The sequence below is a fragment of the Myxococcus sp. AS-1-15 genome (assembly GCF_020037055.1).
GTDB lineage: Bacteria > Myxococcota > Myxococcia > Myxococcales > Myxococcaceae > Myxococcus > Myxococcus fulvus.
The window spans coordinates 1-7,844 of the sequence record NZ_JAIQDF010000041.1; the positions used below are offsets into that span (position 1 = coordinate 1).

General features: G+C 66.4%; 1 protein-coding gene. It reads left to right on the forward strand.

Annotated elements, in window-relative coordinates; translation table 11 throughout:
• Positions 1-7,844, forward strand: a 7,844-nt coding sequence (locus K8625_RS43225) for a non-ribosomal peptide synthetase (protein ID WP_223786057.1), incomplete at both ends; no start/stop codon positions are given.

Here is a 7,844-nt window from a genome sequence, read left to right on the forward strand (position 1 = left end):
AGCGCCTCTGGTTCCTCGACCAGCTCCAGCCCGGCTCCTCCACCTACAACATCCCCTGGGTCCTCAAGCTCTCCGGCTCACTCGACTCCTCCGCTCTCCTCAAGTCCCTCCAGGCTCTTACCCAGCGCCACGAGGTCCTTCGCACTCGCTTCTCCACGCACGAAGGACAGCCCGTCCAAATCATCCAGGACGATCTCCGGCTCGAACTGCCTTTGGTGGATCTGCGAGGCATCGCGCCTGCACAGCAGGAGGCCACCACCGAGCGACTCACGCGGGAAGAGGCCTCGCTACCGTTCGACCTGGCCCGAGGGCCACTCGTCCGTGCCTCACTCATCCGCACGGATGACGAGCAGCATCTGTTGCTCGTCACCGTCCACCACATCATCTCGGACGGTTGGTCCATCGCGGTCATGGTCCGCGAGCTGGGTGCGTATTACCGCGAGTACTCGGGCGGAGAGGCCGCGCAGCTCGCCCCCCTGCCCATCCAGTACGCCGACTTCTCCGTCTGGCAGCGCCAGTGGCTCCACGGCGACGTCCTCGCCTCCGAGCTCGACTGGTGGCGTCAGCAGCTCTCGGGCGCCGCTTCCGCGCTCGAGTTGCCCACCGACAAGCCTCGCCCCGCCGTTCAGTCCTACCGCGGCGCCGTGCTTCCCATCGAGCTCTCTCGGGAACTCACTCAGGCCGTCAAGGCCCTGGCCCAGCGCGAGGGCGCCACGCCCTTCATGGTCCTGTTGGCTTCCTTCCAGCTCCTGCTCTCCAGATACTCCGGGCAGGACGACATCTCGGTCGGCTCCCCCGTCGCCAACCGCAACCGCTCCGAGACCGAAGGCCTCATCGGCTTCTTCGTCAACACGCTGGTCCTGCGTGCGCGAATCGAAGGACAGCGTTCGTTCCGCGAGCTGCTGGGACAGGTGCGCCTGAGCACGCTCTCCGCCTACGAGCACCAGGACGTTCCCTTCGAGAAGCTCGTCGAGGAACTCCAGCCTCAGCGCGACCTCAGCCGTTCCCCTTTGTTCCAGGTCTCGTTGACCCTGCAGAACGCGCCGGAGTCATCTCTGGCGCTCTCGGGACTCGACATCACGGCGCTGCCAGCCGAGATCAACACGTCGAAGTTCGACTTCAGCCTCTTGTTCACGGAGGCCGAGCAGCTCTCGGGCATCATCAACTACAACACCGATCTGTTCGAAGCGGCCACCATGAAGGGCCTGCTCCGTCACTTCACCGTGTTGCTTGAGGCCGCGGTCACTCGCCCCGATCTGACGCTGAATGACCTGCCCATCATCTCCACGGAGGAGAAGGCGCAGGTCCTCACGAACTGGAGTGGCACTGCCGTCGAGTATCCGCGCAACGCGAGCGTGCATGCGCTGTTCGAACAGCAGGTGGTCCGTTCGCCGGAGGCCGTCGCCGTTGTCTCCGGGGATGAGGCTGTCACCTACTCGCAGCTCGACGCGCGCTCCAACCAGCTCGCCCACCACCTGCGTGCCCTGGGTGTCCTCTCCGGCTCTCGCGTCGCTGTTCGCCTCGACCGCTCCGCTGACCTCATCGTCTCCCTGCTCGCCGTCCTCAAGTCCGGCGCGGCCTACGTCCCCCTCGACAAGGCCTGGCCCTCCGAGCGCCTCTCCTTCGTCCTCCGTGAGTCCGGCGCAGGCGTCCTCGTCTCCCACTCCGACGTCGCAGATGACTTGCCGGCCTTCGGCGCCGTCCTCCTCCTCGTCGATGAGGAGGCCTCTCGCATCTCACGTCGGCCCACGACTGCGCTGCCCTCTGACGTCTCTGGCGACGACCTCGCCTACGTCATGTTCACCTCAGGCTCCACCGGCGAGCCCAAGGGTGTCTGTGTTCCCCACCGTGGCGTCACTCGCCTCGTCTCTTCTTCCTTCATCCACTTCGGCGCTTCGGAAGTCTGGCTCCACGCCGCTCCCGTCGCCTTCGACGCCTCCACCCTCGAAATCTGGGGGGCCCTGCTCCACGGCTCCAAGCTCGTCCTCGCGCCTCCCCACTCCCTCTCCCTGGAGGAGTTGGGTGCTGTCCTCTCCCGCGAGAAGGTCTCCTCTCTCTGGCTGACCGCTGCTCTCTTCGAGCAGATGGTTGCGCACCAGCCCGTCGCCCTCTCTGGCGTGCGCCAGTTGCTCGCCGGCGGTGACGTGCTGCCGCCTCACCGCGTCCGTGAGCACCTCGCCCGCCTCCCCGAAGGCCACGTCCTCGTCAACGGCTACGGCCCCACCGAGAACACCACCTTCTCCGCCACTCACTCCCTTCGCCATGGTGACGAAGTCTCCCGCTCCGTCCCCATCGGCTCGCCTCTCTCCAACTCCTCCGCCTTCGTCCTCGACGCCTCCTTCCAGCCGCTTCCTCCGGGCGTCCCGGGAGAGCTCTTCGTCGGTGGTGACGGCCTGGCTTGGGGTTACCTCAACCGCGCCGACCTCACCGCCGAGCGCTTCGTCCCTCACCCCTTCAGCAGCGCCCCCGGTGCTCGCCTCTACCGCACCGGTGACAAGGCCCGCTGGCTCTCCGACGGCACCCTCGAGTTCCTCGGCCGCAACGACTTCCAGGTGAAGATTCGCGGCTTCCGCATCGAGCTCGGCGAAGTCGAGGCCGCTCTGCGCCTGTTCTCCGGCATCCAAGAGGCTGTCGTCCTCGCTCGTGAGGACGTCCCCGGTGACAAGCGTCTCGTCGCCTACTTCATCGCCGCAGAAGAGCAGTCCGTCGACACCACCTCGCTCAAGGGATTCCTCCAGCAGCGACTGCCCGAGTACATGGTGCCCTCGGCTTTCGTTTCGCTGACGGCCTTCCCCCTCTCCGTCAACGGCAAGCTCGACCGCAAGTCGCTCCCTGCTCCCGACTTCGCTTCGGCCTCTTCCGCTGACGAATTCGTTGAGCCCTCCACTCCCCCCCAGGCTCGCCTCGCCTCCATCTTCGCCGACGTCCTCGGCCTGGAGCGCGTCAGCCTCCACGGCGACTTCTTCGAGTTGGGTGGCCACTCCCTCCTCGCCACCCAGGTCGTCTCTCGCATCCGCTCCGCCTTCAGCGTCGAGCTCCCTCTCGGTGAGCTCTTCGCCGCGCCCACCGTCGCTCTGCTCGCTCAGCGCCTGGAGCAGCACGGCTCCGCTTCCCTCCAGCCTCCGCTCGTCCCTGTCGACCGCTCCCAGCCGCTGCCTCTCTCCTTCGCTCAGCAGCGCCTCTGGTTCCTCGACCAGCTCCAGCCCGGCTCCTCCACCTACAACATCCCCTGGGCCCTCAAGCTCTCCGGCTCCCTCGATGTCAGCGCGCTGCATCAGTCGCTCAACGCGCTCCTCGCGCGCCACGAGGTGCTCCGCACTCACTTCGCGGTCCACGACGGTCAGCCCGTTCAGGTCATCCAGCCTGACGTTCGGCTCGAGCTTCCTGTCGTCGACCTGCGAGGACTGGAGCCCGCGGCTCGCGAGACCGAAGCACAGGCGCTGATGCGACAGGAGGCCCAGCACTCCTTCAACCTCGCTCAGGGCCCTCTTGTTCATGCGACCTTGGTGAGGATGAGCGATGAGGAGTACCTCCTCCTCGTCACCGCCCACCACATCATCTCCGACGGTTGGTCCATCTCCGTCATCGCCCGAGAGATCGCGGCCTTCTACCGCCAGTTCTCCAATGGAGAGGCCGCGCAGCTCGCGCCCCTGCCCATCCAGTACGCCGACTTCTCCGTCTGGCAGCGCCAGTGGCTCCATGGCGACGTCCTCGCCTCGGAGATCGACTGGTGGCGCAAGCAGCTCGCCGGCGCTTCCACTTCTCTCGAGCTACCCACGGACAGGCCCCGGCCCGCCATCCAGACGTACGGTGGCGCCGTCGTGCCTGTGGCACTCTCCAAGCACCTCAGCACCCAGGTGAAGGAACTGGCCCAGCGCGAGGGCGCCACGCCCTTCATGGTCTTGCTGGCTTCCTTCCAGCTCCTGCTCTCTCGCTACTCGGGACAGGACGACGTCTCGGTCGGCTCGCCCGTCGCCAACCGAAACCGCTCCGAGACGGAGGGCCTCATCGGCTTCTTCGTCAACACCCTCGTCTTCCGTTCACGCCTGGATGGCAGGCAGTCCTTCCGTGAGCTGCTGGGACAGGTGCGCCTGAACACCCTCGCGGCCTACGAGCACCAGGATGTCCCCTTCGAGAAGCTCGTCGAGGAACTCCAGCCTCAGCGTGACCTCAGCCGTTCGCCCCTGTTCCAGGTCACGCTCACGCTCCAGAACGCACCCGAGGGGGCTCTGACGCTTCCCGGGCTCAGCCTCGACGCCCTCCCGCCCAGCATCGAGACGTCCAAGTACGACTTCAGCCTTCTCCTCGACGAAGGAAGCGAAGGCTTCTCGGGCATCATCAACTACAACACCGATCTGTTCGAAGCGGCCTCGATGGAGCGCCTCGCTCGTCACTACGCGGTGCTCCTCGATGGGCTTCTCACCAGCCCCGACAGACAGCTCGGCCTCGTGTCGATGCTCACACCGGCAGAGAAGCAACTGCTCCCTGCATGGAACGGTGCGCAGTCCGCCTACTCGCGCGATGCCAGCATCCACTCGCTCTTCGAACAGCAGGTGGTCCGTTCGCCCGACGCAGTCGCCGTTGTCTCCGGGGATGAGGCTGTCACCTACTCACAGCTCGACGCGCGCTCCAACCAGCTCGCCCACCACCTGCGTGCACTGGGTGTCCTCCCCGGCTCTCGCGTCGCTGTCCGCCTCGACCGCTCCGCTGACCTCATCGTCTCCCTTCTGGCCATCCTCAAGGCCGGCGCGGCTTACGTCCCCCTCGACAAGGCCTGGCCCTCCGAGCGCCTCTCCTTCGTCCTCCGCGAGTCCGGCGCAGGCGTCCTCGTCTCCCACTCCGACGTCGCAGACGACTTGCCGGCCTTCGGCGCCGTCCTCCTCCTCGTCGATGAGGAGGCCTCTCGCATCTCACGTCGGCCCACGACTGCGCTGCCCTCTGACGTCTCTGGCGACGACCTCGCCTACGTCATGTTCACCTCAGGCTCCACCGGCGAGCCCAAGGGTGTCTGCGTTCCTCACCGCGGCGTCACTCGCCTCGTCTCTTCTTCCTTCATCCACTTCGGCGCTTCGGAAGTCTGGCTCCACGCCGCTCCTGTCGCCTTCGACGCCTCCACCCTCGAAATCTGGGGGGCCCTGCTCCACGGCTCCAAGCTCGTCCTCGCGCCTCCTCACTCCCTCTCCCTGGAGGAGTTGGGTGCCGTCCTCTCCCGCGAGAAGGTCTCCTCTCTCTGGCTGACCGCGGCTCTCTTCGAGCAGATGGTTGCGCACCAGCCCGTCGCCCTCTCTGGCGTGCGCCAGTTGCTCGCCGGCGGTGACGTGCTGCCGCCTCACCGCGTCCGTGAGCACCTCGCCCGCCTCCCCGAAGGCCACGTCCTCGTCAACGGCTACGGCCCCACCGAGAACACCACCTTCTCCGCCACTCACTCCCTCCGCCACGGTGACGAAGTCTCCCGCTCCGTCCCCATCGGCTCGCCTCTCTCCAACTCCTCCGCCTTCGTCCTCGACTCCTCCTTCCAGCCGCTTCCTCCGGGCGTCCCGGGAGAGCTCTTCGTCGGTGGTGACGGTCTGGCTTGGGGCTACCTCAACCGCGCGGACCTCACCGCCGAGCGCTTCGTCCCGCATCCCTTCAGCAGCGCCCCCGGTGCTCGCCTCTACCGCACCGGTGACAAGGCTCGCTGGCTCTCTGACGGCACCCTCGAGTTCCTCGGCCGCAACGACTTCCAGGTGAAGATTCGTGGCTTCCGCATCGAGCTCGGCGAAGTCGAGGCCGCTCTGCGTCTCTTCTCCGGCATCCAGGAGGCCGTCGTCCTCGCTCGTGAGGACGTCCCTGGTGACAAGCGCCTCGTCGCCTACTTCACCTCTGGCGACTCTTCCGTCGACACCACCTCGCTCAAGAGCTTCCTCCAGCAGCGACTGCCCGAGTACATGGTGCCCTCGGCTTTCGTCTCGCTGTCGGCCTTCCCCCTCTCCGCCAACGGCAAGCTCGACCGGAAGTCTCTGCCTGCCCCCGACTTCGCCTCGGCGGCTTCCGCCGACGAATTCGTTGAGCCCTCCACTCCCGCACAGGCCCGTCTCGCTTCCATCTTCGCCGACGTCCTCGGCCTGGAGCGCGTCAGCCTCCACGGCGACTTCTTCGAGTTGGGTGGCCACTCCCTCCTCGCCACCCAGGTCGTCTCTCGCATCCGCTCCGCCTTCAGCGTCGAGCTCCCTCTCGGTGAGCTCTTCGCCGCGCCCACCGTCGCTCTGCTCGCTCAGCGCCTGGAGCAGCACGGCTCCGCTTCCCTCCAGCCTCCGCTCGTCCCTGTCGACCGCTCCCAGCCGCTGCCTCTCTCCTTCGCCCAGCAGCGCCTCTGGTTCCTCGACCAGCTCCAGCCTGGCTCCTCCACCTACAACATCCCCTGGGCCCTCAAGCTCTCCGGCGCACTCGATGTCAGCGCGCTGCGCCAGTCGCTCAACGCACTCCTCGCTCGCCATGAGGTGCTCCGTACTCACTTCGCGGTCCACGACGGTCAGCCCGTTCAGGTCATTCGTCCTGACGTTCGACTCGAGCTGCCTGTCATCGACCTGCGAGGACTGGAGCCCGCGGCTCGCGAAACCGAAGCCGAACGACTGACGCGCGCGGAGGCGCTGTACTCGTTCGACATGTCCCGCGGTCCGCTCGTGCACGCGTCACTGGTGCGACTGAGCGACGAGGACTACCTCCTCCTCGTCACCGCCCACCACATCATCTCGGATGGTTGGTCCATCGCGGTCATCACGCGGGAAATCGCCGCCTTCTACCGCCAGTTCTCCGGTGGAGAGGCCGCGCAGCTCGCGCCCCTGCCCATCCAGTACGCTGACTTCTCCGTCTGGCAGCGCCAGTGGCTCCATGGCGACGCCCTCGCCTCGGAGATCGACTGGTGGCGCAAGCAGCTCGCGGACGCTTCTCCGGCGCTGGAGCTGCCCACGGACAGGCCTCGTCCCGCCATCCAGACTTATGGCGGCGCCGTCGTGCCTGTGGCGCTCTCCAAGCACCTCAGTGCCCAGGTGAAGGAGCTGGCCCAGCGCGAAGGTGCCACGCCCTTCATGGTCCTGCTGGCCTCCTTCCAGCTCCTGCTCTCTCGCTACTCGGGACAGGACGACATCTCCGTGGGTTCGCCCATCGCGAACCGCAACCGCTCCGAGACGGAGGGCCTCATCGGCTTCTTCGTCAACACCCTCGTCCTGCGCTCACGCATCGATGCGCGGCGTTCATTCCGCGAGCTGCTGGGACAGGTGCGCCTGAACACCCTCGCGGCCTACGAGCACCAGGACATCCCGTTCGAGAAGCTCGTCGAGGAATTGCAGCCGCAGCGCGACCTCAGCCGTTCGCCCCTGTTCCAGGTCACGCTCACGCTTCAGAACGCTCCGGAAGAGGCACTGACGCTCCCTGGAGTCACGCTGGGTGGCGTGCCTCCGAGCATCGAGACGTCCAAGTACGACTTCAGCCTCCTCCTCGAAGAGGGCAAGGACGGCTTCTCCGGCATCATCAACTACAACACCGACCTGTTCGACGCGACCTCGATGGAGCGCCTCGCACAGCACTTCTCGGTGCTCTTGATCGAGGTCGTCTCTTCACCGGAGACGCAGCTCCGCCAGATTCCGCTGCTCACGTCCGCCGAGAAGCAGGCCGTGCTCTCGACGTGGAACAACACCGTCACGGATTATCCGCGCAACGCGAGCGTGCATGCGCTGTTCGAGCAGCAGGTGGCCCGTTCACCCGACGCAGTCGCTGTTGTCTCGGGGAATGAGGCTGTCACCTACTCGCAGCTCGACGCGCGCTCCAACCAGCTCGCCCACCACCTGCGTGCACTGGGTGTCCTC